30 protein-coding genes are annotated in these 24,736 nt (G+C 31.9%); 19 read left to right on the top strand and 11 right to left on the bottom strand.

The features are described 5' to 3' along the window. Nucleotides 1-150: 150 nt before the first annotated feature. Nucleotides 151-687, top strand: a complete 537-nt coding sequence (locus Q0998_RS05020; RefSeq protein WP_299667069.1) for a GNAT family N-acetyltransferase — start codon at nucleotides 151-153, stop codon at nucleotides 685-687. A 2-nt stretch (nucleotides 688-689) separates the two neighbouring features. Here Q0998_RS05020 and Q0998_RS05015 read toward each other — a convergent pair whose 3' ends face one another. Together Q0998_RS05015 and dut are read right to left on the bottom strand one after the other, a co-directional pair. Then, the gene (locus Q0998_RS05015) at nucleotides 690-842 is read right to left on the bottom strand and encodes a PspC domain-containing protein (RefSeq protein WP_299667067.1); all 153 of its coding nucleotides are present in this window, start codon (nucleotides 840-842) and stop codon (nucleotides 690-692) included. Nucleotides 843-992: 150 nt separating this feature from the next. Continuing rightward, nucleotides 993-1,424, bottom strand: coding sequence for a dUTP diphosphatase (gene dut / locus Q0998_RS05010; RefSeq protein ID WP_299667065.1), 432 nt, complete (start codon nucleotides 1,422-1,424; stop codon nucleotides 993-995). A gap of 97 nt (nucleotides 1,425-1,521) precedes the next feature. Between dut and Q0998_RS05005 the strand changes: the two genes are divergently transcribed. Genes Q0998_RS05005 through Q0998_RS04995 form a run of 3 tightly spaced genes read left to right on the top strand, consistent with a single transcriptional unit; the run spans nucleotide 1,522 to nucleotide 4,493 of the window. Further along, nucleotides 1,522-2,517, top strand: coding sequence for an NAD(P)H-dependent glycerol-3-phosphate dehydrogenase (locus Q0998_RS05005; RefSeq protein WP_299667063.1), 996 nt, complete (start codon nucleotides 1,522-1,524; stop codon nucleotides 2,515-2,517). A 43-nt stretch (nucleotides 2,518-2,560) separates the two neighbouring features. After that, nucleotides 2,561-3,220 (top strand): hypothetical protein, encoded by a 660-nt coding sequence (locus Q0998_RS05000; protein ID WP_299667061.1) that lies wholly within the window; start codon nucleotides 2,561-2,563, stop codon nucleotides 3,218-3,220. Nucleotides 3,221-3,224: 4 nt separating this feature from the next. Next, the gene (locus Q0998_RS04995) at nucleotides 3,225-4,493 is read left to right on the top strand and encodes an MFS transporter (protein WP_299667059.1); all 1,269 of its coding nucleotides are present in this window, start codon (nucleotides 3,225-3,227) and stop codon (nucleotides 4,491-4,493) included. Nucleotides 4,494-4,495: 2 nt separating this feature from the next. On the opposite strand, the gene Q0998_RS04990 is transcribed toward Q0998_RS04995, so the two are convergent. Then, the gene (locus Q0998_RS04990) at nucleotides 4,496-5,257 is read right to left on the bottom strand and encodes a DUF547 domain-containing protein (protein WP_299667057.1); all 762 of its coding nucleotides are present in this window, start codon (nucleotides 5,255-5,257) and stop codon (nucleotides 4,496-4,498) included. A 22-nt stretch (nucleotides 5,258-5,279) separates the two neighbouring features. Here Q0998_RS04990 and Q0998_RS04985 point away from each other — a divergent pair, with 22 nt between their 5' ends. Continuing rightward, nucleotides 5,280-5,984, top strand: coding sequence for a TIGR04283 family arsenosugar biosynthesis glycosyltransferase (locus Q0998_RS04985; protein WP_299667055.1), 705 nt, complete (start codon nucleotides 5,280-5,282; stop codon nucleotides 5,982-5,984). 60 nt (nucleotides 5,985-6,044) lie between these two features. Here the strand turns inward: Q0998_RS04985 and Q0998_RS04980 are convergent, their stop codons facing one another. Next, nucleotides 6,045-7,703, bottom strand: coding sequence for a glycerol-3-phosphate dehydrogenase/oxidase (locus Q0998_RS04980; RefSeq protein ID WP_299667053.1), 1,659 nt, complete (start codon nucleotides 7,701-7,703; stop codon nucleotides 6,045-6,047). 163 nt (nucleotides 7,704-7,866) lie between these two features. Here Q0998_RS04980 and Q0998_RS04975 point away from each other — a divergent pair, with 163 nt between their 5' ends. Next, a complete protein-coding gene (locus Q0998_RS04975) occupies nucleotides 7,867-8,301 on the top strand; it encodes a TerB family tellurite resistance protein (RefSeq protein WP_299667052.1) in 435 nt (144 codons plus the stop codon). A 13-nt stretch (nucleotides 8,302-8,314) separates the two neighbouring features. Here the strand turns inward: Q0998_RS04975 and Q0998_RS04970 are convergent, their stop codons facing one another. Genes Q0998_RS04970 through Q0998_RS04960 form a run of 3 tightly spaced genes read right to left on the bottom strand, consistent with a single transcriptional unit; the run spans nucleotide 8,315 to nucleotide 9,421 of the window. Beyond that, nucleotides 8,315-8,857, bottom strand: a complete 543-nt coding sequence (locus tag Q0998_RS04970) for a pyridoxamine 5'-phosphate oxidase family protein (RefSeq protein WP_299667048.1) — start codon at nucleotides 8,855-8,857, stop codon at nucleotides 8,315-8,317. 11 nt (nucleotides 8,858-8,868) lie between these two features. Continuing rightward, nucleotides 8,869-9,153 (bottom strand): addiction module antidote protein, encoded by a 285-nt coding sequence (locus Q0998_RS04965; protein ID WP_299667046.1) that lies wholly within the window; start codon nucleotides 9,151-9,153, stop codon nucleotides 8,869-8,871. Nucleotides 9,154-9,166: 13 nt separating this feature from the next. Beyond that, a complete protein-coding gene (locus Q0998_RS04960; protein WP_299667174.1) occupies nucleotides 9,167-9,421 on the bottom strand; it encodes a type II toxin-antitoxin system RelE/ParE family toxin in 255 nt (84 codons plus the stop codon). Nucleotides 9,422-9,606: 185 nt separating this feature from the next. Here Q0998_RS04960 and Q0998_RS04955 point away from each other — a divergent pair, with 185 nt between their 5' ends. Next, nucleotides 9,607-11,082, top strand: a complete 1,476-nt coding sequence (locus tag Q0998_RS04955; RefSeq protein ID WP_299667044.1) for a Na+/H+ antiporter NhaC family protein — start codon at nucleotides 9,607-9,609, stop codon at nucleotides 11,080-11,082. 368 nt (nucleotides 11,083-11,450) lie between these two features. Here Q0998_RS04955 and Q0998_RS04950 read toward each other — a convergent pair whose 3' ends face one another. The 4 genes from Q0998_RS04950 to pheS all read right to left on the bottom strand — a co-directional run bounded on the left by Q0998_RS04950 (nucleotide 11,451) and on the right by pheS (nucleotide 13,744). Beyond that, on the bottom strand, nucleotides 11,451-11,846 hold the full coding sequence (locus Q0998_RS04950; protein WP_299667042.1) for a hypothetical protein: 396 nt from the start codon (nucleotides 11,844-11,846) through the stop codon (nucleotides 11,451-11,453). A gap of 67 nt (nucleotides 11,847-11,913) precedes the next feature. Continuing rightward, entirely contained in the window at nucleotides 11,914-12,204 is a 291-nt protein-coding gene (locus Q0998_RS04945; protein ID WP_299667040.1) for a helix-turn-helix transcriptional regulator, read from the bottom strand. Beyond that, entirely contained in the window at nucleotides 12,188-12,544 is a 357-nt protein-coding gene (locus tag Q0998_RS04940) for a type II toxin-antitoxin system RelE/ParE family toxin (RefSeq protein ID WP_299667038.1), read from the bottom strand. The genes Q0998_RS04945 and Q0998_RS04940 overlap by 17 nt, the downstream gene beginning before the upstream one ends. Nucleotides 12,545-12,709: 165 nt before the next feature. Continuing rightward, the gene (gene pheS / locus Q0998_RS04935) at nucleotides 12,710-13,744 is read right to left on the bottom strand and encodes a phenylalanine--tRNA ligase subunit alpha (RefSeq protein ID WP_299667036.1); all 1,035 of its coding nucleotides are present in this window, start codon (nucleotides 13,742-13,744) and stop codon (nucleotides 12,710-12,712) included. Nucleotides 13,745-13,941: 197 nt separating this feature from the next. On the opposite strand from pheS, the gene gdhA reads away from it, so the two are divergent. The 12 genes from gdhA (at nucleotide 13,942) to Q0998_RS04875 (ending at nucleotide 24,679) form a co-directional block, all read left to right on the top strand. Continuing rightward, nucleotides 13,942-15,297, top strand: a complete 1,356-nt coding sequence (gdhA, locus tag Q0998_RS04930; RefSeq protein ID WP_299667033.1) for an NADP-specific glutamate dehydrogenase — start codon at nucleotides 13,942-13,944, stop codon at nucleotides 15,295-15,297. Nucleotides 15,298-15,514: 217 nt separating this feature from the next. Next, on the top strand, nucleotides 15,515-16,000 hold the full coding sequence (locus Q0998_RS04925) for a LysE family transporter (RefSeq protein WP_299667031.1): 486 nt from the start codon (nucleotides 15,515-15,517) through the stop codon (nucleotides 15,998-16,000). A gap of 83 nt (nucleotides 16,001-16,083) precedes the next feature. Then, a complete protein-coding gene (locus Q0998_RS04920; RefSeq protein WP_299667029.1) occupies nucleotides 16,084-16,707 on the top strand; it encodes a LysE family transporter in 624 nt (207 codons plus the stop codon). A 290-nt stretch (nucleotides 16,708-16,997) separates the two neighbouring features. Further along, on the top strand, nucleotides 16,998-17,837 hold the full coding sequence (locus Q0998_RS04915; protein WP_299667026.1) for an alpha/beta hydrolase: 840 nt from the start codon (nucleotides 16,998-17,000) through the stop codon (nucleotides 17,835-17,837). Nucleotides 17,838-17,916: 79 nt separating this feature from the next. Further along, nucleotides 17,917-18,312 (top strand): ACT domain-containing protein, encoded by a 396-nt coding sequence (locus Q0998_RS04910; RefSeq protein WP_299667023.1) that lies wholly within the window; start codon nucleotides 17,917-17,919, stop codon nucleotides 18,310-18,312. A 2-nt stretch (nucleotides 18,313-18,314) separates the two neighbouring features. Continuing rightward, complete coding sequence (gene dinB / locus Q0998_RS04905; protein ID WP_299667020.1) at nucleotides 18,315-19,397, top strand: DNA polymerase IV; 1,083 nt, start codon at nucleotides 18,315-18,317, stop codon at nucleotides 19,395-19,397. A 114-nt stretch (nucleotides 19,398-19,511) separates the two neighbouring features. After that, on the top strand, nucleotides 19,512-20,018 hold the full coding sequence (locus Q0998_RS04900) for a GNAT family N-acetyltransferase (protein ID WP_299667017.1): 507 nt from the start codon (nucleotides 19,512-19,514) through the stop codon (nucleotides 20,016-20,018). Next, nucleotides 20,015-20,464, top strand: coding sequence for a GNAT family N-acetyltransferase (locus Q0998_RS04895; RefSeq protein WP_299667014.1), 450 nt, complete (start codon nucleotides 20,015-20,017; stop codon nucleotides 20,462-20,464). Before Q0998_RS04900 ends, Q0998_RS04895 begins: the two co-directional genes overlap by 4 nt. Beyond that, nucleotides 20,465-21,589, top strand: coding sequence for an FAD-binding oxidoreductase (locus Q0998_RS04890; RefSeq protein ID WP_299667011.1), 1,125 nt, complete (start codon nucleotides 20,465-20,467; stop codon nucleotides 21,587-21,589). Then, on the top strand, nucleotides 21,590-22,756 hold the full coding sequence (locus Q0998_RS04885) for an NAD(P)/FAD-dependent oxidoreductase (RefSeq protein WP_299667008.1): 1,167 nt from the start codon (nucleotides 21,590-21,592) through the stop codon (nucleotides 22,754-22,756). Continuing rightward, nucleotides 22,756-23,481 (top strand): methyltransferase domain-containing protein, encoded by a 726-nt coding sequence (locus Q0998_RS04880; RefSeq protein ID WP_299667005.1) that lies wholly within the window; start codon nucleotides 22,756-22,758, stop codon nucleotides 23,479-23,481. Before Q0998_RS04885 ends, Q0998_RS04880 begins: the two co-directional genes overlap by 1 nt. Before the next feature lie 145 nt (nucleotides 23,482-23,626). Continuing rightward, the gene (locus Q0998_RS04875) at nucleotides 23,627-24,679 is read left to right on the top strand and encodes a type III polyketide synthase (RefSeq protein ID WP_299667002.1); all 1,053 of its coding nucleotides are present in this window, start codon (nucleotides 23,627-23,629) and stop codon (nucleotides 24,677-24,679) included. The last annotated feature ends 57 nt before the right edge of the window (nucleotides 24,680-24,736 follow it).

The raw sequence follows: 24,736 nt of genomic DNA, 5'->3' as shown, positions 1-24,736 counted from the left end.
ACTAATCCCGCTAAAAAGCGGGATCTTTGGAAATTATTTTCCTAATGTTCTTCGAACAAAAAATTCATCTAATATTTTTGAATTTATAAAGAAGTTATTTTAACAAACTGCTATAGAAATAATCAATCTATAGCAGTTTTTATTTGAAATATGATTGAAGTCACTAAAAATATTCAATTAAAAGAGGTTTCTAATACAGATACAAAAGTGTTATTTCAATTGATGCAAGAAATCTATCCACCAGCATACAGCCATTTCTGGAAAGATGATGGTTCTTGGTATGTAAATTCTCAATATTCTAAAGAGAACACTTTAAAAGAACTCTCTCAAGCAAATGCAGACTTTTACTTTATTCTTTTTAAGAGTGAAATTGTTGGAAATTTTAGAATTGTTTGGGATGAAAAACTGCCGAATTTGCTTGAAGAAAAACAGGTAAAGTTACATCGTGTTTACTTACATCCAAAAACCCAAGGGAAAGGTTTGGGAAAGACGTTACTTTCTTGGTTAGAAGAAGAAGCGCAACAAAAAGGCTATAAAATTATTTGGTTAGATGCGATGGATGCACAGCCTCAAGCGTTTCAATTTTATAAAAAAGCGGGTTATACATACCATTCTCATACTTTTCTTCCTTTTGAATTAATGCATGATAAGGTTCGGAAAATGAGTCAGGTTTATAAAATTCTCTAAATTTATTCTTTAGAAATAATTTTCACCAACCATAATATTAAATAAGCTCCAAGGCCTAAACCAGCAAATAAAACCAATAAGACAAATACTATTCTAATATTTTTTGCTGAAAACTGCGTTTTTGTACTTAACCATTCACATACTCCTAAAATCATATTTTTTTATTTTAAAATTAAATATATAATTTACTAGTTTTTTTTAAATGTTTGTTCGGATAATTTCAATTTTTTATTGAAATTGTGCCGAGAACGAATTAAGAAAACCCAAATTATATGTAATATTTTAATGTTATTTTGGTATTATAATCAAACACCAGTACTTCCAAAACCATCGGCACCGCGATCAGTTTCAGATAAAATGGCTACTTCTTTCCAATCTACTCTTTCGTGTTTTGCAATTACCAATTGTGCAATACGTTCACCATCATTTACTACAAATTCTTCATTGGAAAGGTTTACTAAAATTACGCCAATTTCTCCACGATAATCTGCATCTACAGTTCCAGGAGAATTTAGAACCGTAATCCCTTTTTTAGCAGCCAAACCACTTCTTGGTCTTACTTGTGCTTCAAAACCAATGGGTAAAGCAATACATAAACCTGTTTTTACAAGGGCTCTTTCCAAAGGTTTCAATGTAATTGAAGATTTAATATTTGCTCGTAAATCCATTCCTGCAGCACCATTGGTTTCGTAGTTAGGTATAGCGTGTTTTGATTTGTTAATTATTTGTACGTTCATTTTTAAAGTAAGATAAGTAACAAATATAATAATTCAGATAAGTATTCATCAAAAAGATACTAATTTTATTACTTTTGAAGTTCAAAATGAATGAATGATGAATGAACAGAAAAAAATAGCGGTGCTAGGGGGTGGAAGTTGGGCAACAGCTATTGTAAAAATGCTTACAGAAAATTTAGAAACGGTTGGTTGGTATATGAGAAGTGAGGCTAGCATCGAGCATATAAAAGAGAACAACCACAATCCTAAGTATTTAAGAGCTGCAGATGTATATGCAAATCAGTTAGATTTGTCTAACGATATCAATAAAACGGTTGCAAATTATGATGTGCTTATTTTTGCGATTCCCTCTGCTTTTTTAATGAGTGAATTGGATAAACTAAAGGTATCATTAAAAAATAAAATTATTTTTTCTGCCATCAAAGGAATTGTGCCTGAAACAGGTTTAATTGTAGGTGAACATTTCCATAAAGAATACAATATTCCTTTTCAAAACATTGGTGTCATAACGGGTCCTTGTCATGCAGAGGAGGTTGCAATGGAACGCTTGTCTTATTTAACAATCGCATGTCAAAATGAAGAAAATGCGAAGTTGATTGGAAATTCATTACAGAGTTGGTATATAAAAATTAAAATTTCTGATGACATTATTGGTACTGAATATGCCGCGATGCTTAAAAATATTTACGCTGTTGCTGCAGGAATCGCACATGGTTTAGGTTATGGAGATAATTTTCAATCCGTTTTAATGAGCAATGCAATTCGTGAAATGAAACGCTTTATCAAAAAAGTTCATAAGATGAAACGCAATATTAATAACTCTGCTTATTTAGGCGATTTGTTAGTAACAGGGTACTCCGTTTTTAGTAGAAATAGACAATTTGGAAACATGGTTGGGAAAGGATACACTGTAAAATCTGCTCAAATGGAAATGAGTATGGTGGCAGAAGGCTATTATGCCACTAAAAGCGCTTTTAAAATGAAAGAAGAAAATGGCGCAAAAACACCTATTATTGACGCTGTTTTTAATGTTCTATACAATCATAAAGATGCTAAAAAAGAATTTAAAAAGTTGACGGATAAACTCGATTAATTGTTTAATTTTGAACATTATTACGTTTTATTAAACAATCAGTATGAAAACAATACAAGAAGTTGTAGAAAGTACCATTAGAAAAACACCCTTTATAGAAGAAGCTTTGCATGAAAAACTGATCAATGTTTCTTCTTTAGCAAGAATCATCTTACCAGAAGTTTCTAGTGTATTAAAGAAAGATGTAAAGGTTGGCGCAGTGATGATGGCCATTAACAGACTTTCTCCAGCAAGTGAACTTCGCATACGAAAAAACATAAAAAAGCTTGCTTTAGATCTTGGTGATGTAATTGTAAGATCAGACTTATGTGATTTTACATTTAAAAACACGCCCTCTTTATTAAGAGAAATAGCAAAGATCTTAACGAAATCTTCTGAAAGTTCTGACTATTTTTTAACGGTTTCTCAAGGAATCTTTGAAACCAATATTGTGACTAGTAAAAACCTACAACCATTTGTAGAAGAAATTTTTGAACAAGAAACCTTAATTTCTAATGTGTTAGACTTGGCTTCTATCACCATAAAATTACCAAAAGAAAATACAGAGCAATCGGGTATTTACTATTTTATATTAAAACAATTAGCTTGGGCAGACATTCCGCTTCAAGAAATTATTTCTACGACGAATGAAATGACAATTGTGGTAAAAGAGCAAGACATCAATCAAACTTTTGCTATTTTAATGGACATGAAATTGAGCTAAATAGATGTCTAAAAATGATCCTTACGCAGCATTAAGAATAAAGGAATTTAATATTTTTTTATTCGTAAGATTTCTATTGGTCTTTGGTTGGTCTATGCAGTTTATTGTAATAGAATGGCAAGTTTATTCTATTACAAAAGACCCACTTTCTTTAGGAATTATTGGTTTGATGGAAATTATTCCTGCATTTTCAATGGCATTATTTGCGGGGCATATTGTAGATCAAAAAGAAAAGAGAAATTTATTAGCCATTTGTACTGCGGCTTTTTCTTTGATTAGTTTAGGACTGTTTTTATTAACCACAGAAAGTGTTCTAGAAAGTTGGTCTACAAATTACATTTTATATTCCATTTACGGATTGGTTTTTTTCGGCGGATTTCTTCGCTCATTTTTTGGACCCACAATTTTTTCTTTAGTCGCTTTGTTAGTTCCTAAAAAAATCTATCATAATGCGGCAACTTGGAGCACAAGCACTTGGAAAACAGCATCTGTTTCCGGAGCGCTCTTTGGAGGTATTTTTATTGGAAAAATTGGTGTGGACAAAACATTATGCCTCGTTTTTATCTTAGTCATTTTAGCTTTTATTTTTACTTTCTTAATTAAAAAGAAACCAATTTTAAACACCAAAATTGGCGAACCGATGAAAGAAAGTTTAAAGGCTGGTGTAAAGTTCGTTTTTCAAAATAAAGCAATTTTAGGGGTTTTAACTTTAGATATGATTGCCGTTTTATTTGGAGGAACTGTCGCAATTTTATCCGTTTTTGCACAAGATGTTTTAAATGTTGGTCCAGAAGGTTTTGGTCTTTTAAACGCTTCTATTTCTATGGGAAGTATCGTAACCATGTTCTTAACAACCTATATCCCTATCAACAGAAATACTGGTAAAAAAATGTTGGTTTCTGTCTTTATCTTTGGATTGAGTATTATTGGTTTCGGACTGTCTTCAATTTTTTGGCTAAGTCTTTTGATGTTATTTATAAGTGGTGCCGCAGACGGAATTTCGATGGTTATTCGTCAAACAATTTTGCAATTAAAAACACCCGATGAAATGCGAGGTAGAGTTTCTTCTGTAAACTCTATGTTTGTAGGTTCTTCAAATGAATTAGGCGCTTTTGAAAGTGGTTTAGCGGCTAAAATATTAGGACCTGTGGTTGCAGTTGTTTTTGGTGGAACCATGACCTTAATAACTGTTGTTGCTACAGGAGCACTAAATCCAACGTTAAGAGAGCTAGATTTAACAGAAGAGATAGAAGCGAATGAAAATAAAGAGTAGTTTTACTTTGGAATATTTTTAAAATTACCCAAACGCATCGTCCAATCATACCTATTAAATGCTAACTTCTTAGGTTTTTCTGGTGTAATTTTATAGTCGGCTAAAATTTGTCTTGCACCACAAAGACCACCAAAATCTGCTCTAAACCATGAAAATAAAGAAACCGATTTTGCAGTTCTGGTTTCTTTGCTATAGGTAGTTTGTTCTTTCAGGTATTGTGTTGTCATAAAATCGAATTCTTTATCTAAATTCTCTGATGTAAATTTAGCAACTGGCGGACAACTTTCCGCACCACAATTCAGGGCGAAATGAATTCTCCAATCTATATTTTTAACACGCAATTTTCGCTCCCATTTTGCTCTAAAATATTTACGTAAATATCCCCAACTCAATTTAACTCTAGATTTGCGAAGAATAGCATGCTCAATAGCATCAAAAGATAAGGTCTCACCTGCAATTTTTACGCGTTCTTTTTTGAAAAAAGTACCTCTATCTTCATATTCCTTAGGGTTTTCGGTTAAAGATATTTGAATAAACGAGTTGTAAACATTTACCCAAAAAGCATTTTTTTGTTTGTCGGTTTTTAATTGACCTACCAAATCATCTAAAGAACTATTTGCTAAAATTTTTACTTCTTTATCATAGGATTTTCCATCCATAATATTTTGAAGTAAAACCTGAGAAACTTCACTGTAATTTACAGTATCTTGTGCATTGAAATTAAAAGTAGCGACTAAAAAAAGAATTAAAAAAAACGGTTTCATATAAATTTACGTAAGTTTAAGTATGCTATTAAGTATCATTATTCCTGTATACAATGAGAAAGAAAACCTTCTAAAGAGGTTGTCGTTTTTAAGTGAACAAGCTAACAAATTTCCTTTAGAAATAATTATTTCTAATTCCCCAGAAACCTCAGATGCAAGTTCAGATGTTTGTAAAAACTTTGATAAAGTTAGCTATTTAAAAAGCGATACAAAAGGAAGAGCTGCACAAATGAATTTTGGTGCAAGCAAAGCCAAAGGAGATGTATTCCTTTTTTTACATGCAGATGTTGAACTTCCGGAAGATTTTTATACTCAAATTTTTCAGGCAGTAAAAAATGGAAATAAAGTGGGTTATTTTGCGTATAAGTTTGATAAAGAATCTGCATTATTAAATTTCAACAGCAAATTTACTGCCAAAGATGGGCTATTTTCAGGAGGCGGTGATCAATGTCAGTTTTTTACCAAAGCCATTTTTAAAGAGCTCAACGGTTATAATGAAGCGTTTTGTATTATGGAAGATTTTGAAATGATAGACCGCGTAAAGAAACAAAAAATTCCGTTTAAAATTATACAATCTAAAGCCATTGTTAGCGCAAGAAAATACAAAGACCACTCTTGGTTAAAAGTAAATCTCATTAACGGATACGTGTTTTTAAAATACAAATTAGGAGTACATCCAACAAGTTTAAGAAAAACCTATAAAAGTTTGTTGCGAGAGAGTGTTTAATATACAAAAAGACCCTTCTAAAACCTGAAGGGTCTGAAGTATTATGTGAATTTTAGTTAACTACTCAAAAGTTGTGGCAGTTCTTAACATTTCTTCTAATTCTTGTTGATGCATTTCTGCCGTTTTTTTATCCCAAGAAAATGTTTTTTCAAATAGACTGAATACAAACTCTTTATGCAAAATCACGCTTTGCATGTCAAAAAATAAACGACCTGTTCTTCGCATAAAGAAGTCTGTAGGTGTGCACGTCATTTCATTTTCTATACAGAATAAAACTTCAGCTTTTATCATTTTTTTCTGATCACTTTCTTCTGACATTTCTAAAGAGAAATCATCGTATTTCTGTAGAACTACATCTGTTTGTTTTCCATAATTGTAGACCAAATATTTTGCATCTTTTTCATCAAAACCAACTTCAGCAATTCTATTATGAATGGCGTCTATATAACTTTTAACCTCCTCAGAATTTGCAAAAGTTCCTCCAGAAAGTACAATTTCTTTAGTTTTAATAGCTTCAAACTCTTTGTCGAATCTTCGTTCGTATTTTTTAGCAACCAAATCTACAATTCGTTCTGCCATTTTTCTATAGCCTGTTAATTTTCCGCCAGCAATAGAAATTAATTCTGTATCAGACACAAAAATTTCATCTTTTCGAGACAATTCTGAAGCCGATTTTCCTTCTTCATGAATTAACGGACGCAAACCTGCCCAAGAAGATTGAATATCTTCTAAAGTAATATTAATTTTAGGAAACATATTATTTACGGCTGCGATCAAATAGGTCGCATCAACCAAACTAGTGTTTACATCGTCTTTATCTTCTTGATAATTGGTATCTGTGGTTCCAAAATAAGTTACTTTTCCACGCGGAATTGCAAACATCATTCTACCATCTGGAACATCAAAATAAACAGATTGTTTTACAGGTAATTTTTCATGTGCAACTACTAAATGAACACCTTTTGTTAAATGTAAACGTTTGCCTGTTTTAGAGTGATTTGTTTGACGCAAAGTATCTACCCAAGGACCAGTTGCATTTACTACATACTTTGCCTTAATATCGAAAGATTCGTTGGTAAAAATATCTTTTACAGATGCACCAACTACCCTATTTTCCTCATAAATAAATTCTGATGCTTCTGTGTAATTGATAATTTTTGCATCATAATCTAGCGCCGTTTTTAAAACCTCTAATGTTAAACGTGCATCGTCTGTTCTGTACTCTGCATAATAACCAGCGCCATTTAGTATTTTTGACGGTAGTAAAGGTTCTTGTTCTATAGCTTCTTCTTTAGAAAGCATTTTGCGTTTGTCTTCACCCTCTACAGATGCTAAAATATCATAGACTTTTAATCCGATAGATGTTAACCAAGAACCATACGTTCCACCATCAATTAATGGTAAAATCATTTTTTCTGGAATCACTAAATGTGGTGCCAATTTATGAACAATTGCACGTTCTGTTCCTACTTCTTTTACCAACCAAAAATCGAATTGTTTTAAATAACGCAAGCCTCCATGAATCAATTTTGTAGATTTGCTCGAAGTTCCTGAAGCAAAATCATTTTTTTCTATAAGCGCGACTTTCATACCTCTAGAAGCAGCGTCTAAAGCAATTCCTGCTCCGGTAATTCCACCACCAATGATCAATACATCAAATTCGGTTGCTCGTAAATCTTTGGTAATATTTTCTCTGTTGAAGAAGGAAAAATTGTTCATATTTGAAGGTAAATTTATAAATGAATATTCATATAAATGCTATCTTTTAGCAAAATACAAAAAAGCAAAACATTCGTTTTACCTTTTTATATTTTTTTTGTTTAAAAATGTGTTTTTAATATAATTAATAGAGCATTTTAGCTACTTTTATAAAAAATTTAAAATGGCAATATCAGATTTATATTCTACAGGAAAACACAAACAAGAAATTGGTCATTTTGCCAATATTGTAAAAATTGCAAAAGTAGATGGAAAAATTAGTGATGGTGAAACAAAATTACTAATTAGAGCTGGAATAAATTTAAATATCACCTTAGAAGAGTTTTCTGTAATTTTAAACAATCCTGAAAAATTTCCAATAAACCCGCCTGCAAGTTATGAGGAAAGAATAGAGCGTTTGTATCGTTTGGCTAAAATGATTTTAGTAGATGGAGAAGCTAAATTAATTGAAGTTGAATTGATGCGAAAAATTGCTATTGGTTTGCATTTTCCTATAGATAATGTAGAAAAAGTGTGTGATGAGGCGATTCATTTAGTGATAAATAACAACGAGTTAAACGATTTTATAGTTGCAATAAAAAAAGTAGATAGCGTTTAAAAATTATAACTTTTTACTCTAAAATTTTGGTTGGTAAACCGTCAATGCTTGTTTGATTCCTGTTTTCCCAATAGGTTTTTATTCCTTCTTTGCCTTGTTCTGCTGCCCAATCATTCAATTGATTTCTTTCTTCTTTGTACTCAAAATACGGAATCGACATGCCGCAAGAAGTTTGCGCAGATTCTATGTTAATATCAAAAATTTGACGCGTTCCTGGGGTTTTTGGAAACAAAGAAATTAATGCATCCCAAGAAGCATCACCTTCTTTTATCTCTTTCCCTTTTCCGTACAAACGTAAAATATTTGGCGCACCTTCAAAAGCACAAAACATAATGGTAATACGCTTGTTTTCTAGCAAATGTGCAGCAGTTTCGTTCCCACTTCCTGTAACATTCAACCATAAAACACGGTTTTCATCAACAACTCTAAAAGAATCCATTCCTTTAGGAGAAAGATTAATTCTTCCTGAATTTGGTGCAGTAGCGACAAAGAATATTTTTTGTGCTTCGATAAACTTTTGAAGCCTTGATGTAAGTTTTGTATAGAATTTAGACATAAAAATTATTTTTAGGCAGATATTGGGTTTATTTGAACTTGTCCTCCAATAGCTTTTAAAACTTTCATTATTGTTGAAAATTGAGGTTTTGCTCCATCGGATAATGCTTTATACAAACTAGGTCTGCTTAATCCAGTTTCTTCTGAAATTTTAGTCATTCCAATGGTCTTTGCAATATGTCCAATGGCATTTATTATATCTGCATTGTCTCCTTCTTCTAAAACGGTATTAAGATACTCAGCAATCATTTCTTTGCTGTCTAAATAATCTGCTACGTCAAATTTTGAAGTTTCCATATTTTTGATTTGTTCAATTTTTCCAAATTTCTTTCGTCTTTTTAATATCTGTTTTTTGTGTAGATTTATCTCCACCAATTAAAAGAATAATTATTTCTCCATTCTTTATTTTAAAATAAATTCGATAACCTTTGGCAAAATTTATTCGTATTTCATTAATTCTGGTGCCAACAACAGGTTTGCAGTCTCCAAAATGCGCATCGCTTTCTAATTTCTGAATTCTGAACAAGATTTTCGATTTGGTCTTTACATCTTTTAGCTTTCTCAGTCATTTGTCAAATTCAGTTGTTTTTTCAATAAAAAACATATTTACTGTATCTACTTGGATACAAAATTACACTTATTTTTTAATTATTCCAATATTTAATTTTTAGTTAGGAAGCTTAATGTATTAAAACGATTTACAAAAAGAACAATAATTTACTACCTTTCCCAAAAATAAAATCTTTTCTTATGGAATACGGATTTCTTTCAGTACTACCTCCCATTGTTGCCATCATTTTAGCGTTAAGAACAAAACAAGTGTACATCGCTTTGTTATTCGGAATCTGGTTTTCTTGGTTGATTATGAAAGGATGGAACCCTTTAGAAGGAACTTTAGCAATGATTGAAGGGATGGTAAATGTGTTTCAATCGAAAGGAAATACAAGAACCATTATGTTTAGCGCTTTGGTGGGTTCTTTGTTAATATTTATTCAATATTCTAAGGGAGTTGAGGGTTTTATAAACATTATCAATAGAAAATTGGTGAAATATGAAACTAAAAAAACCGGCTATAGCAGAGTAATGGTGCAAATTTTAGCCGCTTTTACAGGACTATTATTATTTGTAGAAACAAGCATTAGTTCTTTAACCGTTGGAACATTGTACCGTCCAATTTTTGATAAGTTAGGAATTCCGCGTGAAAAACTCGCTTATATTGCAGATTCTAGTTCTGCACCTTCATCTATCTTAATTCCCTTTAATGCTTGGGGCGCTTTTATTATGGGTTTGTTGTTAACTCAAGGTATAGAAAAACCGTTTTCTGTAATGATTGCCTCGATTAAATATAATTTTTATCCGTTGTTGGCAATTGGAATTTTGTTTTTTATCATCCTATCAAAAAAAGATTTTGGATTGATGAAAAAAGCCGAAAAAAGAACCAAAGAAACAGGTCTGTTAATGAACGAAGGTTCTAAACCAATGGTTTCAGATGAAGTTACTTCATTTCCGCCAAAAGAAGGAATTGAAGCGAAAGCTTATAATATGATTGTGCCACTTTTGGTGATGGTTTTAATGATGCCCATCAACTTGATTTATACAGGTTGGAATGCCGTAACAACATCCACCTCATTTTGGAATCGTGCTTCACAAGCAATTGGCGAAGGTTCTGGTTCATCATCTGTTTTGTATGCAGTAATTACAGCAATTTTAGTGGCAATAAGCATGTATTTTATGCAAGGAATTTTAAAACCAAAGGAAGCCGTAAACTTAACACTGAAAGGAATCAGCGAGTTAATGCCTTTGGCGTTGTTAATGTTATTAGCCTTTGCAATAGGTGATGCTTGTAAAGAATTAGAAACAGGAGTGTATGTTGCCAATGCTACAAAAGAGTGGTTATCGCCAGAGTTATTACCCGCAGTAGTTTTTCTAATTAGTTCTTTTATTGCGTTTTCTACAGGAACCTCTTGGGGAACTTTTGCCATTATGTTGGCAATTGCTGTTCCTATGGCAAACATGCACGGAGCAGATATTACCATAGTTGTGGCTGCGACTTTAGGAGGAGGAATTTTTGGAGATCATTGTTCGCCAATTTCAGACACTTCTATCATTTCCTCTATGGCTTCTGCTAGTGATCATATAGACCATGTAAAAACCCAATTGCCTTATGCATTAGTTGGTGGCGCAATTACCACTATTTTGTATTTGATGATTGGGTTTTTTGGGTAAGCGAAGCGTAATTCTGAACTTGTTTCAGAATCTTATGTTAATAATTTGGGCGTTACCACAAGGGTCGCGCTTTCTACTATATCTTTTTGTGAAAAACAAAAAGGATGCCGTTTCAATCGCTAACGCGGGCGTATTTATCAACAACTTTCAATTCCGATCAGTTTGTCATTCTAGAAGAACCTTTGAAGTTATTTGCGAGAGACGCTTCCAGCGTGACAAACGAGATGTTATTAGGTTTGCGCATTTCCGCACGGTTTGTCATTCTAGAAAAATCTTTGAAGCTGTTATTGCAAATTCATATCATTTTTTGCTTTAAAAGCAAACCTTGGCGCACCCTGCAAAAAACTTTACGACTTTGCATTTAAGTATCACTTTGCTAAAACTCCACGTTTTTTCAATTCAGGAATTTCTCTTAAAGCACCTTCTTTAAGGGTATTCTCTTTAAAAAGAAATGTTTTTTCATACAAGGTATTTCCTTCAAAAAAAGAAACTTGAAAACGGTTGTTTAGTTTGAATAATTCAGGTTGCATTAACTCTATTTTTGCAAAAGAATTTGCAGGCAATTTTTCTATTTTTTTACGCAATAAAGAAGTCGTTTTTGTATCAGAAAATCCTTGGGAAACAATCACCATCATTTCCAAATCAACTTTTTTATTATTGATGATATAAACGTTCCAATCGTCTGTTTTGTAGATGTCGTTGTATTCGTAAACCACCGCCATTTCTAGGTTGGTAACTTCTGGTATTTTAATGTCTTTTTTCACGCGTGCTGAAATTGTTGAATAATTTTTTTTAATATTTATTAAAGTTCGTTGCCATAGCATTTTAAGGTTAGGCTATTTCAATATTTAAATGTTTACCTAGTCCTAATTCAATTAGCTTGTAATAAGTTGAAACTTGAATATCACTTAAACCACGTTCAATTCGTGATATATAGCTTTTTTTTGTTCCAGTTCTTTCAGCAAGTTGCTCTTGAGTTAAATTTGCCTCTTTGCGAGCTTCTTTTAGCATAACTCCTAATCGAAAAGCAAGAGAGTCAGCGTCATATTTATCACGCTTTTTAGTTCCTTTTTTTCCGTATGTTTCAACAAGAATATCTTCAAAATCAGTTACATTTTTCATATGAGTCGTTTTTATTTTTTAGGTATTCCTTTTTCAATTTTTCCGCAAGCTTAATTTCCTTTTTTGGTGTTTTTTGAGATTTCTTTACAAAGCAATTTATGAGTACCACTAAATTTCCATCGTCAAAAAAGCAAAGAATCCTTATACTTTTAAAAGCTGTAATTACACGTACTTCATAAATTCCGTCTGTATGTTCAAGATATTTAAAGAATTTTTTAGAGACTTGCCTTTCAAAACGAACCAAATCCAAAACATATCCTATTTTTTCACGAACCTTTTCGTCTTGAGCTTTAAAAAAATCAGCGAAATATTCTTTGTATGCGATTACTTTTCTTATCACACCACAAAGTTAACTAATTAGTGTACTAAAGACAAATAAAATTTAAAAATTTGATAAGAAAACAAATTTCTCGCGCTTTGGGTAAGTTATAATAACACATTTTTTTAATGAGGCCTACACTGATCGAAGCCGCCGAATTCGGAAGATTAAGATGGGCTTTTTCTTTTATAAGACCGACTTAAACTGCTCCAAGAAACGCTTGTCATTTTCGTAAAACATTCTAATATCTGGTATTTGATATAGCAACATGGCAATACGTTCAATTCCCATTCCGAATGCATACCCAGAATATTTTGTAGGATCTATATTGGCGTTTTTCAATACGTTAGGATCTACCATTCCGCAGCCCATAATCTCTAACCAACCCGTTCCTTTGGTAATTCTATAATCGGTTTCCGTTTCTAATCCCCAATAAATATCTACCTCTGCACTTGGCTCTGTAAATGGAAAATAAGAAGGTCGTAATCTGATTTTAGACTTTCCGAACATCTCTTTTGTAAAGTATAAAAGGGTTTGTTTTAAATCGGCAAAAGAAACATCAGTATCTATATACAAACCTTCCACTTGATGAAAAATACAATGCGCACGTGCAGAAATATCTTCATTCCTAAAAACTCTTCCCGGAGAAATGGTTCTAATTGGTGGTTGGTTTTCTTCCATGTAACGAACTTGTACAGAAGAAGTATGTGTTCTTAATAAAATATCTGTCCCGAAGTTTCCTCGGGATTGCTCAATAAAAAACGTGTCTTGCATATCTCTTGCAGGATGATATTCTGGCAAGTTTAATGCTGTAAAGTTATGCCAATCATCTTCAATTTCTGGACCTTCAGAAACGGTAAAACCAATTTTATTAAAAACGTCAATAATTTGATTTTTCACCAATGAAATTGGATGACGAGAACCTAATTCAATAGGTTCTGACGGACGTGTTAAATCTCCATAAAAAGATTTTTCACTCGTAGAGCTGTCTAAAGCATCATTTAATTCAGCAACTTTACCTTCTGCAGATTGCTTTAAGTTGTTTAAAGCTTGCCCAAAATCTTTACGCATTGCAGCGTCTACATTTTTAAATTCAGAAAATAAATCTTTTAACAATCCTTTACTTCCTAAGTACTTAATTCTAAACGCTTCAACTTCATCTTTGGTAGTTGCATTAAACGATTTTACATCACCAATCAATTCTTTTACTTTATCTAACATTTTCGGGTAAAATTAAAGCGCAAATTTAGTGTTTTTTGTAGAATTTTATCCATCTAAAATTTAAAAAACAACAACCGCTTTCGAAATCGATTGAAATATAGACTTCTAAAGAATAATTAAAAAATTATTTTTTAATTGCGAATTCATAAATTAACTATATTTGTCGTCTAAAATTTTTATTAAATTCATAAAAAATTATGGCTGAGAATATAGAGTCAAAAATTAAGGAGTTCATGAAAATGGTTAAAAAGAGAAATAACCATGAACCAGAATTTTTACAAGCAGTTCAAGAAGTTGCAGAAACGGTAATTCCTTATATTGCTAAAAATGATATTTACCACGGTAAAAATATTTTACTAAGAATGGTAGAACCAGAAAGATTAATTTCTTTTAGAGTTTCTTGGGTAGATGATGATGGAGAGGTGCAAGTTAATAGAGGATATAGAATTCAAATGAATTCAGCAATTGGCCCATACAAAGGCGGTTTGCGTTTTCACCCATCTGTAAATGCTAGTATTTTAAAGTTTTTAGCTTTTGAACAAGTATTTAAAAACTCTTTAACAACATTGCCAATGGGTGGTGGAAAAGGAGGTTCAGATTTTGACCCTAAAGGAAAATCAGACAACGAGATTATGCGTTTCTGCCATGCTTTTATGAGCGAATTATTTAGACATATTGGCCCAAACACAGATGTACCTGCTGGAGATATTGGCGTTGGTGGACGTGAGATTGGTTTTATGTTTGGAATGTATAAAAAACTGAACAACGAATTTACTGGAGTTTTAACTGGTAAAGGTGCTTCTTGGGGTGGTTCTTTAATTAGACCAGAAGCAACAGGTTACGGAACGGTTTATTTTGCACAAAATATGTTATTGCGTAAAGACGATTCTTTTAAAGGAAAGACGGTAGTAATTTCGGGTGCTGGAAATGTGGCACAATACGCAGCAGAAAAAGCTATAGAATTAGGCGCAACTGTTTTAACATTATCAGATTCTGGAGGCTATATTTTAGATGAAGAAGGCATTAGCACAGAAAAGTTGAAGCATGTAATGTTCATCAAAAATAAAAAAAGAGGAAGAATTAGCGAATATGTAGACAAGTATCCGAACGCAAAATATGTTGAAGGAGAAAGACCTTGGTCTGTAAAGTGTGATATTGCTTTACCATGTGCAACTCAAAATGAGTTGAATGGAGACGAAGCAAAAGAATTGATTAAAAATGGTTGTATGTGTGTTTCTGAAGGTGCAAATATGCCTTCTACACCAGAAGCTATTCACGAATTTCAGAAAGGAAAAATTTTATTTGCTCCAGGAAAAGCATCGAATGCTGGTGGAGTTGCTACTTCTGGATTAGAAATGAGTCAGAATTCATTAAGATTAAGCTGGTCTCGTAAAGAAGTAGATGATCGATTAAAAGAAATCATGGAAGATATTCATGACTCTTGTGTAGAATATGGAGAAAGAGAAGACGGAAGTGTAGATTACATTAGTGGCGCAAATATTGCTGGTTTTGTAAAAGTTGCAGACGCAATGTTAGCGCAAGGAATTATTTAAATTTGTAAAACTCAATTTTTATTCCGAAGCTTCGTACAGGGAAGCAATGAATTAAAATTTGCTAGCCGACCTGGTTCCCCTACGCTCTGCGTCGAAATAAAAAAGAAATCTCTACTTCATATCTCGTAGCCTTGGGTAGCGGTTTCTCATTTCAAATTAAAAAAGCGCATCAATTTATTTGATGCGTTTTTTTGTGTATTTTTGATGCAATAATTTTATGAATCTATTAATTTACATCGCGTTAGGTACGGCAGTTTCTATTCTAGGAAGTATTTTACCAAGTATGTTGAATTTAACGGTTGTTAAATTTAGCCTAAAAAGTGGTTTGAAGTCTGCGAAGTATTTAATTTTCGGAATCTGTTTGGTATTGATTTTTCAATCGAACCTTGGAGCCTATTTTGCGAATATCTTAATGAATAATTCTGATTATATCCTCACCATTCAAAAAATAGGAACAGGAGTTTTATTCTTAATATCACTAAACTTTTTTAGGATGTATATAAAATCAAAAAAGCAACCTAAGAAAGAAAGAATTCAAAAATCTACCGCTTTTTTACATGGTTTGGTTTTATCGCTTTTAAACGCATTTGCCATTCCTTTTTATTTTACAGCAGTTTCTTTTTTAAACAACAAAATGGATTTAATTTTAGGATGCTTAACCGCATGTATAGCAATTGGTAATGCTGCATATTTAGTGTACTAATAATCTGTTTGCGCTACTTTAAACATCAAACGCATTAGCATAGTTGCGCTTTAAATTGTTTATTTGCGCTATTAAAATAATCTATGAATTTTTTGATCTGCTTATTATTAGGTTTCGGCATTGCTTTTACGGGAAGTATTGTACCCAGTTTTTTAAATTTAACCGTTGTAAAATTTAGCTTAAAAAGTGGAAAAAAAGCAGCTTTCTATTTAATAGGTGGCTTTGCGACTGTGTTATTTTTTCAAGCAAATATTGGTGCGTATCTATCAAGTATTTTGATGAAAAACTCAGAATACATCACTTTAATTCAGAAAATAGGTACAGGCATTCTGGTGCTTCTTTCGATTAATTTTTTCAGACTGCATTTTAATTTAAACAAAAAGATAAAGAAAGAAAAAGCGCAAAAATCAAAAGCCTATTTTTATGGTTTAGGCATGTCTCTTTTAAATACCTTTGCCATCCCTTTTTATTTTACAACAATTTCAATTTTAATAGGTTTAGAATTATTTGAATACTCTTATGCAAACAGCTTCTATTTTTCAATTGGTTCTACAGTAGGTTCTTTTTCATTATATTCAATCTATGCAATTGTTGCAGATAGAATTGAACACAAGCTTACGAATATTGCTACTAAAATGGATTTGATTCTAGGTTGTTTAACAGGTTTTGTCGCTTTGTTAAACATTGCTTTTCTTTTATATAAATAGTTTTTTTTGAATATGTTTTTGCTTTTCTCCTGGGGTTATTCCTTTCTTTTGCGGAGTTATTGTTGGTTTAGATGTGATTCAACTTTTTATTTTTGATGATTTTTGCGTTATATTTTTTATTTTAGATGCTGTAATAACTACTTATTACATCTTGTTTTTATATGGAAAATTTGCAAATAGTATTCAGAAAAAAACAGGAAAATTGACAAAAGACATCAACATGATTTTGTCTATATTAACAAGATTCGTTGCTATTTTTACACTTGTAAAACTACTTATATAAAAAGATCATGAAAGTTTTAAAAAATTTAATTGTTGAAGGAAAACACAACAAACCAATGGTTACAGATGTTTTTTATAAGGAAACGCAACAACTCAAAAAAGTAGTTGTTTTTTGTCATGGTTATAAAGGTTTTAAAGATTGGGGCGCTTGGAATTTAATGGCCAAAGCATTTGCAAACGCAGAATTTTTCTTTATAAAGTTTAATTTTTCGCACAATGGAGGAACTGTTGAACAGCCCATCGATTTCCCAGATTTAGAAGCCTTTGGAAACAATAATTATACAAAAGAGCTCGATGACTTAGAAAGTATACTAGACTGGATTTCTAACAACTCAGAATTTAAGAATGAAGCAAACACGCATGCGATTTCATTAATTGGTCATAGTAGAGGTGGAGGCATTGTATTGATAAAAGCCAATGAAGACGCAAGAATTAAAAAAGTAATTTCACTAGCTGCCGTATCTGATTTTGGCTCCAGAAGTGCTACAACTGGCAATGTAGAAAAGTGGAAAAAAGAGGGCGTAAAATATGTTTTAAACGGACGGACAAAACAACAAATGCCACACTATTATCAATTCTATTTAGATTTTAAAGAGAACGAAAAACGTTTGCATATAAAAAGTGCGGTAGAAAATTTAAAAATCCCACAATTGGTAATACATGGAGATAAAGATACTTCCATTTCCGTTGATGAAGGTCGTAAAATACATGCTTGGAACCCTAAAAGTGTCATTCAAATTATAGAAAATGCAGACCATGTTTTTAATGTTTCACATCCTTGGTCAACAAAAAACATGTCTAAAGAATTAGTGGTCGTTACCCAAGCTTGTATTAATTTTTTGAAGTAATTCTTATTTATTCACGTCTTTGCAGGAATGACAAGTAAGTACTTTTCCGTATTTTTGGTACATTATCAAAATATAAAATATGAGCGGCGAAAAAGACTTACAAAAACTCTTACAACAACTAAAACCGGTTTTAAATTCTGGCGAATATGTGTTTGCTACCGTTGCTAATCTTGATGGAATTTTAAGGACAGATACAGTATTTGAATTTAAAGAAGAAGAAGGAATTACCATTGTCATAGAGAAAAATAGAGCAGTTGCTTTAAAGTTAGAATACCAATTTATTAGTTCTTGGATTACGTTAAAGATGCATTCTTCTTTAGAAGCAGTTGGTTTAACGGCAGCATTTTCATCAGCATTAACAGAGCACCAAATAAGTTGTAATGTTATTGCAGGATTTTACCATGATCATATTTTTGTTGACGTAAAACATGCTAAAAAAGCAATAGAAGTGCTCACCAATTTATCTAAAAGTTAATTGTGGAATTGCAACCTCCTTTTCGTAAAATAATTCATGTAGATATGGATGCTTTCTATGCATCTGTAGCGGAGTTAGACAACCCAACATTAAGAGGTAAAGCGATTGCAGTTGGTGGTGGCGGAGCGCGTGGAGTAGTTTCTGCGGCAAGTTATGAAGCCAGAAAATTTGGTGTAAAATCTGCGATGAGTGGTTTTTTAGCAAAACAAAAATGCCCACATATTATTTTTGTAAAGTCAGATTTTGAAAGATATAAAGAGTTGTCTGCTAAAATTAGAGAAATCTTTTACGAATATACAGATTTGGTAGAGCCGCTTTCTTTAGACGAAGCGTATTTAGATGTTACAGAAAATAAAAAAGGGAATCCCTCTGCAAATACCATCGCCAGAGAAATTCGTCAAAAAATATATGAGGAAACAGGTTTGCGAGCTTCCGCAGGAATTTCAATCAATAAATTTATTGCAAAAGTAGCTTCAGATATTAACAAACCAAATGGGCAAAAAACGGTTCATCCAGAAGAAGTAATTAAATTTTTAGAAGAATTACCAGTAAATAAATTTTATGGAGTAGGCAAAGTTACCGCCGCAAAAATGTATAATTTAGGTATTTTTATAGGGAACGATTTAAAGCAAAAAACGTTAGAGGAGCTCGTAAATTTATTTGGAAAATCGGGCACACATTATTATAATATTGTTCGCGGAATTCATAACAGTCCTGTAAAACCAAACCGAATTAGAAAATCTTTAGGAGCAGAGAGAACATTTAGTGAAAATATTTCTTCGGAGATTTTTATGTTAGAAAAACTAGAAAATATTGCAGATGAGCTAGAAAAACGCATGAAAAAGAATGATACGAAGGGAAAAACGATTACCTTAAAAATTAAATATTCAGATTTTACACAACAAACTAGAAGTAAAACAAAAGCCTCTTTTATGCAGAGTAAAAATGAGTTTTTTCCAGTAGTTAAAGAATTATTGTTTCAAGAGAATTTGGTAAACTCTGTTCGTTTATTAGGAATTTCTTTTGGAAATTTAAATACAGAAATTAAGGAACCTTTTTGGGTACAATTAAAATTTGAATTCTGATGCAGAACATCTTTATGTAATCAGCAGTATGCAATTCCAATGAGGAACAAAGAGGAATCTCAATCAAAATTAAAAAATTGTTTCATTCTTCGCAATAACAGTATTAATTATAAAATGAACATACAAAATAGTATTTTAGAAGATGTAGACGAAATCTTAAAACTTTATAAACAAGCAAGAGCGCTTCAAACCAATTTAAAAATGGTTATTTGGCCAGAATTTTCTAGAGAAATGATTGTTCAAGAAATAAAAGAAAAGAAACAGTTTAAAATTATAATAAATCATAAAATTGCCTGTGTTTGGGCCATCGCTTTTTCAGATCCTCTTATTTGGGAAGAGAAAAACAAAGATGCTGCCATTTACATTCATAGAATTGCAACGAATAAAGAAATAAGAGGCAATAATTTGGTTCAAAAAATGGTTGCTTGGTCTAAAATATATGCTAAAAAAAATTCCTATAATTATGTAAGATTAGACACTGTGGGTGAAAATAGGGGGCTTATAAATCATTATAAAAAATGCGGCTTTCATTTTTTAGGACTCTCTAAACTAAATAATACAAACAGTTTGCCTGCACATTACAAAAATGCCACGGTCAGTTTATTCGAAATTAAATTATGATAAAAGTCGTTAGAACCAATTCAAAAAATAAAGATTTTATCAACTTGATAAAAGAATTAGACGCCTATTTAAAAATTACTGATGAAGATGAACACGATTTTTACAATCAATACAACAATGTAGATGTCATAAAACATGTAGTTGTAATTTATGATGACAAGAGACCCGTAGGTTGCGCAGCTATAAAAAAGTTTAATGAGCACGCTATGGAAATAAAAAGAATGTATGTTTCTAAAGAAAGTAGGGGAAGTGGAACAGCTCAAAAATTAATAAAAGAACTAGAAAGCTGGGCGAAAGAATTGGGCTATAAAAAATGTGTTTTAGAAACAGGAAAAAGACAAAAAGAGGCTGTAAAGTTTTATTACAAATGCAACTATAAAGTGATTGAGAATTACGGACAATATAAAGGGATGGCAAATAGTATTTGTTTTGAAAAAAGTTTATAAATGAACTATAGTTATTGGGAATTAAAAGAATGGTTTACCAACATCGATTTTACAATTGTTGGTAGTGGAATTGTAGGCTTAAATTGTGCCTTAGAACTCAAAAGAAAGCACCCAAATGCCAATATTTTAGTTTTAGAGAAAGGAATGCTGCCTCAAGGAGCAAGTACTAAGAATGCTGGTTTTGCTTGTTTTGGAAGTTTGTCTGAATTAATAGACGATTTAAAAACACATACAGCACAAGAAGTTTTTAATTTAGTAAACAAACGTTGGAAAGGTTTGCAATTATTAAGAAAAAATTTAGGCGATGCAACTATTGATTTTCAGCAAAATTTTGGATATGAATTGTGTGCCTCTGAAGCTTTTTTTGAAGACTGTATTGCTAGAAAAGAGGAAATTAATCAGTTATTAACACCTATTTTTAATGCGGATGTGTTTTCAACTTCAGAGAATACTTTTGATTTTCAAAAAGTGCATTCTAAATACTTGGTAAATAATTTTGAAGGGCAGATTGATACTGGTAAAATGGCTTTTGAATTGTTGCATAAAGTTCAGAAATTAGGAATTAAAATTTTAAACAATATTTCTGTTGAAAGTTTTATGGAAACAGGCAATTTCGTGGATGTAAAAACGAATAAAATCACTTTTAAAACGAACAAATTATTTATTGCTACCAACGGATTTGCAAATCAGCTTTTAGAAGAAAGCGTACAACCTGCAAGAGCGCAAGTATGTATTACAAAACCAATTAAAAACTTACACATCAAAGGAACGTTTCATTTAGATAAAGGCTATTATTATTTTAGAAATATTAATAATAGAATTTTGTTTGGCGGTGGAAGAAATCTCGATTTTAAAACCGAGGAAACTGCTGAATTCGGACAGACAGCAATCATTCAAACTCAATTAGAACAAATTTTAAAAGAAACCATTTTACCAAACACAAATTTTGAAATTGAGCACAGATGGAGTGGAATTATGGGTGTTGGCTTTAATAATCTTTCAGGGCAGAAAAAAGCCATTGTAAAACAAATATCTAACAACGTTTTTTGTGGAGTACGTTTGGGCGGAATGGGCGTTGCCATTGGAAGTTTGGTGGGTAAAGAATTAGCAGAATTAATAAACTAAATGAAAGAAACTATTCATACAGTTAATCATACAAAAGGCAACTTCGTTGCTTTTGATGTAATAATAATTGGTGGAGGTTTAGCTGGATTGTGCAATGCCATTCACTTATCAAAATTTGGGAAGAAAGTTTTATTAATTGAAAAAAACGAATACCCAAAACACAAAGTTTGTGGCGAATATATTTCGAACGAAGTATTGCCTTATTTAGCTTTTTTAGAAATCAATCCGTTTGATTTTGGAGCTGTAAAAATTGATAATTTCCAATTGTCAACTACAAAAAATAAAATCATTTCTGCGAAACTGCCTTTGGGAGGATTCGGAATTTCGAGGTATCAATTAGATTTTATTTTATCTGAAAAAGCCAAAGAAAAGGGTGCTATTATTTTACAAGATGCTGTTGTAAATGTTGATTTTCACAATGACGTTTTTTTAGTTGAAACGAAAGAGAATAAGTCTTTCCAATCAAAAATATGTATTGGTGCTTTTGGAAAACGATCAGTATTAGATGTAAAAATGGAACGTGATTTTATCCAAAAAAAATCGCCTTATTTAGGAGTAAAAATTCATGTAAAAGGAGATTTTCCAACAGACTTGGTGGCGCTTCATAATTTTAAAGGTGGCTATTGTGGTGTTTCTAAAGTAGAAAACAATGCGATTAATCTGTGTTATATCACCAGTTTTTCATCTTTTAAAAAGTATAAAAATATTGATGATTTTCAAGAAAATGTAGTCTTTAAAAATACATTTTTAAAAGAAATGTTTCAAAACTCAAAACCAATTTGGAAGCAACCGCTTTCTATCAGTCAGATTTCATTTGAAACCAAGAAACCTGTTGAAAATCATATTTTAATGTGTGGTGATGCTGCAGGAATGATTCACCCATTGTGTGGTAACGGAATGAGTATGGCAATTCAGTCTGCACAAATTGCGTCTAAACTGATTCTAAATTATTACAAAGGTAAAATTACCACAAGAAACCACTTGGAAAAGCAGTACATTAGATTGTGGAATAAAGAATTTAAATGGCGCTTAAAAGCAGGGCATTTTATTGCAATGTTGTTTAGAAAAGACAGAATTGCAGCTGTTTTATTACAAGTTTTAAAGAAACTGCCTTTTTTATTACCAATTATCATCAAACAAACGCACGGAAAAAAGATAACGATTTAATGGATTTTTTCATCAGTACAAAACATAGAACAGACAAAGAAGAAATCATGGACGATTTTTCCATTGGTGGTGATTTATTGCGAGATACGTTAGACAAATTAGAGCATATAAACAGGTGGTTGGGTGGAAATAAAGTGACTGTAAATGGTTTAAAAGAGATTTTAAAAAACCACCCAAAAGAGCAAGAAATTAAAATTGTAGATATTGGTTGTGGTCATGGAGATATTTTACGAGACGTTGCAAAATTCGGAAGAAAAAACGACTATAAAATGAAATTGTTTGGCGTTGATGCAAATCCTACAGCGATAGCATACGCGAATGAATTGTCTTTAAATTATCCAGAATTGAGTTTTGAAACTCAAGATATTTTTTCTGACGAATTTAAAAGCAGAAAGTTTGATGTGGTTTTAGCGACTTTATTCTTACATCATTTTAAAGAACCAGAACTTGTTTCTTTTTTAGGAAACACAATAAAACAAACAAAAATTGGCATTGTTGTAAACGACTTGCACAGACATACATTGGCGTATTATTTATTTATGCTATTGTCAATTTTTATAGCAAACAAAATGATTATTGAAGACGGATTGACGTCTGTTTTAAGAGGATTTAAAAGAAAAGATTTAGAGAGCATATCAAATAAAATAAATGTAAAGCCACAAATTTCGTGGAAATGGGCATTTCGTTATTTGTGGATTTTAAAGAGTTCAAAGTTTCAACATTAAGGTTTCAAGTTGGCGTTTTAACTAATTATCTTAAACTTTACGAATTCAACATCCGTGAAAATCTGTGTTAAGATTTTAAAAAATAAAAAATAACTCCGAGAATCTCTGCGTAAAAACGCTGTGATTCTCTGTGGAACAATAATATATGAAAGTAAAAATAACATCTGTTGCAAAGCAACTACCAAAATATTATAGAGAAACAAAAGACATTATTCCTTTTGTAAAACTGTGGATGCAAGATCAAGAAGAACGATTTCAGCGAAAAGTAATCAAACTTTTTGAAGGCGCTGGAGTTGATAAACGGTATTCTATAATGGATCCTGAAGAAGTTTTTACAGCAACTTCTTTTGAAGAAAAAAATAATATCTATGCGAGAGAAATTGTACAATTGGCAGAAAAATCTTTAAGAAAATCTCTAAATAAAGCCAATTTAAAACCTACTGATATTGATTACATTATCACGGTAAGTTGTACCGGAATTATGATTCCTTCTGTAGATGCCTACTTGATTAACTCGTTGGGAATGAAACAAGATATTGTGCGTTTGCCTGTTACAGAAATGGGTTGTGCAGCAGGAGTTTCAGGAATTATTTATGCGAAGAATTTCTTAAAATCAAACCCGAATAAAAGAGCCGCAGTAATTGCTGTTGAAGCACCAACAGCAACGTTTCAATTAGAAGACTATTCGATGACAAATATTGTAAGCGCTGCAATTTTTGGTGATGGGGCGTCTGCTGTTATTTTGTCTTCTTACGAAGAGGATAAAGGACCAGCAATTGTAGATGAAGCCATGTATCATTTTTACGACGCTACAACCATGATGGGGTTTAATTTGGTGAATTCAGGGTTGCAAATGATTTTAGACAAAGAAGTGCCAAAGAAAATATCAGACCATTTTCCAGCGATTATTCACCCGTTTTTAGAGAAAAATAATTTGACAATTGATGCTATAGATCATTTAATTTTTCATCCTGGAGGAAAGAAAATTGTACAGACTGTCGAAGATTTATTTGGTGTTTTAGGAAAAAATATAGACGATACAAAAGAAGTTTTACGTTTGTATGGAAACATGTCGAGTGCAACCGTTTTATATGTTTTAGAACGATTTATGGATCGAAATCCCGCGAAAGGAGAACGAGGAATTATGCTGAGTTTTGGCCCTGGTTTTTCTGCACAAAGAATTTTATTAGAGTGGTAAGTTAGAGTCACAAGACCTCACAGGTTTCTAAAACCTGTGAGGTCTGTTAAAAGTAAA

It is taken from the genome of uncultured Polaribacter sp. (genome assembly GCF_947501385.1).
Classification (GTDB): Bacteria; Bacteroidota; Bacteroidia; order Flavobacteriales; family Flavobacteriaceae; genus Polaribacter.
This window is presented reverse-complemented; position numbering and strand designations above follow the sequence as displayed.

Coding starts and splice junctions, on each gene's coding strand:
- Q0998_RS04975 (WP_299667052.1), top strand. CDS start 7,867: ATGGCAATATCAGATTTATATTCTACAGGAAAACACAAACAAGAAATT.
- pheS (WP_299667036.1), bottom strand. CDS start 13,744: ATGTTAGATAAAGTAAAAGAATTGATTGGTGATGTAAAATCGTTTAAT.
- Q0998_RS04910 (WP_299667023.1), top strand. CDS start 17,917: ATGAGCGGCGAAAAAGACTTACAAAAACTCTTACAACAACTAAAACCG.
- Q0998_RS04990 (WP_299667057.1), bottom strand. CDS start 5,257: ATGAAACCGTTTTTTTTAATTCTTTTTTTAGTCGCTACTTTTAATTTC.
- Q0998_RS04895 (WP_299667014.1), top strand. CDS start 20,015: ATGATAAAAGTCGTTAGAACCAATTCAAAAAATAAAGATTTTATCAAC.
- Q0998_RS04970 (WP_299667048.1), bottom strand. CDS start 8,857: ATGTCTAAATTCTATACAAAACTTACATCAAGGCTTCAAAAGTTTATC.
- Q0998_RS05005 (WP_299667063.1), top strand. CDS start 1,522: ATGAATGAACAGAAAAAAATAGCGGTGCTAGGGGGTGGAAGTTGGGCA.
- Q0998_RS04880 (WP_299667005.1), top strand. CDS start 22,756: ATGGATTTTTTCATCAGTACAAAACATAGAACAGACAAAGAAGAAATC.
- Q0998_RS04920 (WP_299667029.1), top strand. CDS start 16,084: ATGAATTTTTTGATCTGCTTATTATTAGGTTTCGGCATTGCTTTTACG.
- Q0998_RS04900 (WP_299667017.1), top strand. CDS start 19,512: ATGAACATACAAAATAGTATTTTAGAAGATGTAGACGAAATCTTAAAA.
- Q0998_RS04985 (WP_299667055.1), top strand. CDS start 5,280: ATGCTATTAAGTATCATTATTCCTGTATACAATGAGAAAGAAAACCTT.
- Q0998_RS04925 (WP_299667031.1), top strand. CDS start 15,515: ATGAATCTATTAATTTACATCGCGTTAGGTACGGCAGTTTCTATTCTA.
- Q0998_RS04875 (WP_299667002.1), top strand. CDS start 23,627: ATGAAAGTAAAAATAACATCTGTTGCAAAGCAACTACCAAAATATTAT.
- Q0998_RS04980 (WP_299667053.1), bottom strand. CDS start 7,703: ATGAACAATTTTTCCTTCTTCAACAGAGAAAATATTACCAAAGATTTA.
- Q0998_RS04945 (WP_299667040.1), bottom strand. CDS start 12,204: ATGAAAAATGTAACTGATTTTGAAGATATTCTTGTTGAAACATACGGA.
- dut (WP_299667065.1), bottom strand. CDS start 1,424: ATGAACGTACAAATAATTAACAAATCAAAACACGCTATACCTAACTAC.
- Q0998_RS04915 (WP_299667026.1), top strand. CDS start 16,998: ATGAAAGTTTTAAAAAATTTAATTGTTGAAGGAAAACACAACAAACCA.
- Q0998_RS04965 (WP_299667046.1), bottom strand. CDS start 9,153: ATGGAAACTTCAAAATTTGACGTAGCAGATTATTTAGACAGCAAAGAA.
- gdhA (WP_299667033.1), top strand. CDS start 13,942: ATGGCTGAGAATATAGAGTCAAAAATTAAGGAGTTCATGAAAATGGTT.
- Q0998_RS04995 (WP_299667059.1), top strand. CDS start 3,225: ATGTCTAAAAATGATCCTTACGCAGCATTAAGAATAAAGGAATTTAAT.
- Q0998_RS05015 (WP_299667067.1), bottom strand. CDS start 842: ATGATTTTAGGAGTATGTGAATGGTTAAGTACAAAAACGCAGTTTTCA.
- Q0998_RS05000 (WP_299667061.1), top strand. CDS start 2,561: ATGAAAACAATACAAGAAGTTGTAGAAAGTACCATTAGAAAAACACCC.
- Q0998_RS04885 (WP_299667008.1), top strand. CDS start 21,590: ATGAAAGAAACTATTCATACAGTTAATCATACAAAAGGCAACTTCGTT.
- Q0998_RS05020 (WP_299667069.1), top strand. CDS start 151: ATGATTGAAGTCACTAAAAATATTCAATTAAAAGAGGTTTCTAATACA.
- Q0998_RS04955 (WP_299667044.1), top strand. CDS start 9,607: ATGGAATACGGATTTCTTTCAGTACTACCTCCCATTGTTGCCATCATT.
- Q0998_RS04890 (WP_299667011.1), top strand. CDS start 20,465: ATGAACTATAGTTATTGGGAATTAAAAGAATGGTTTACCAACATCGAT.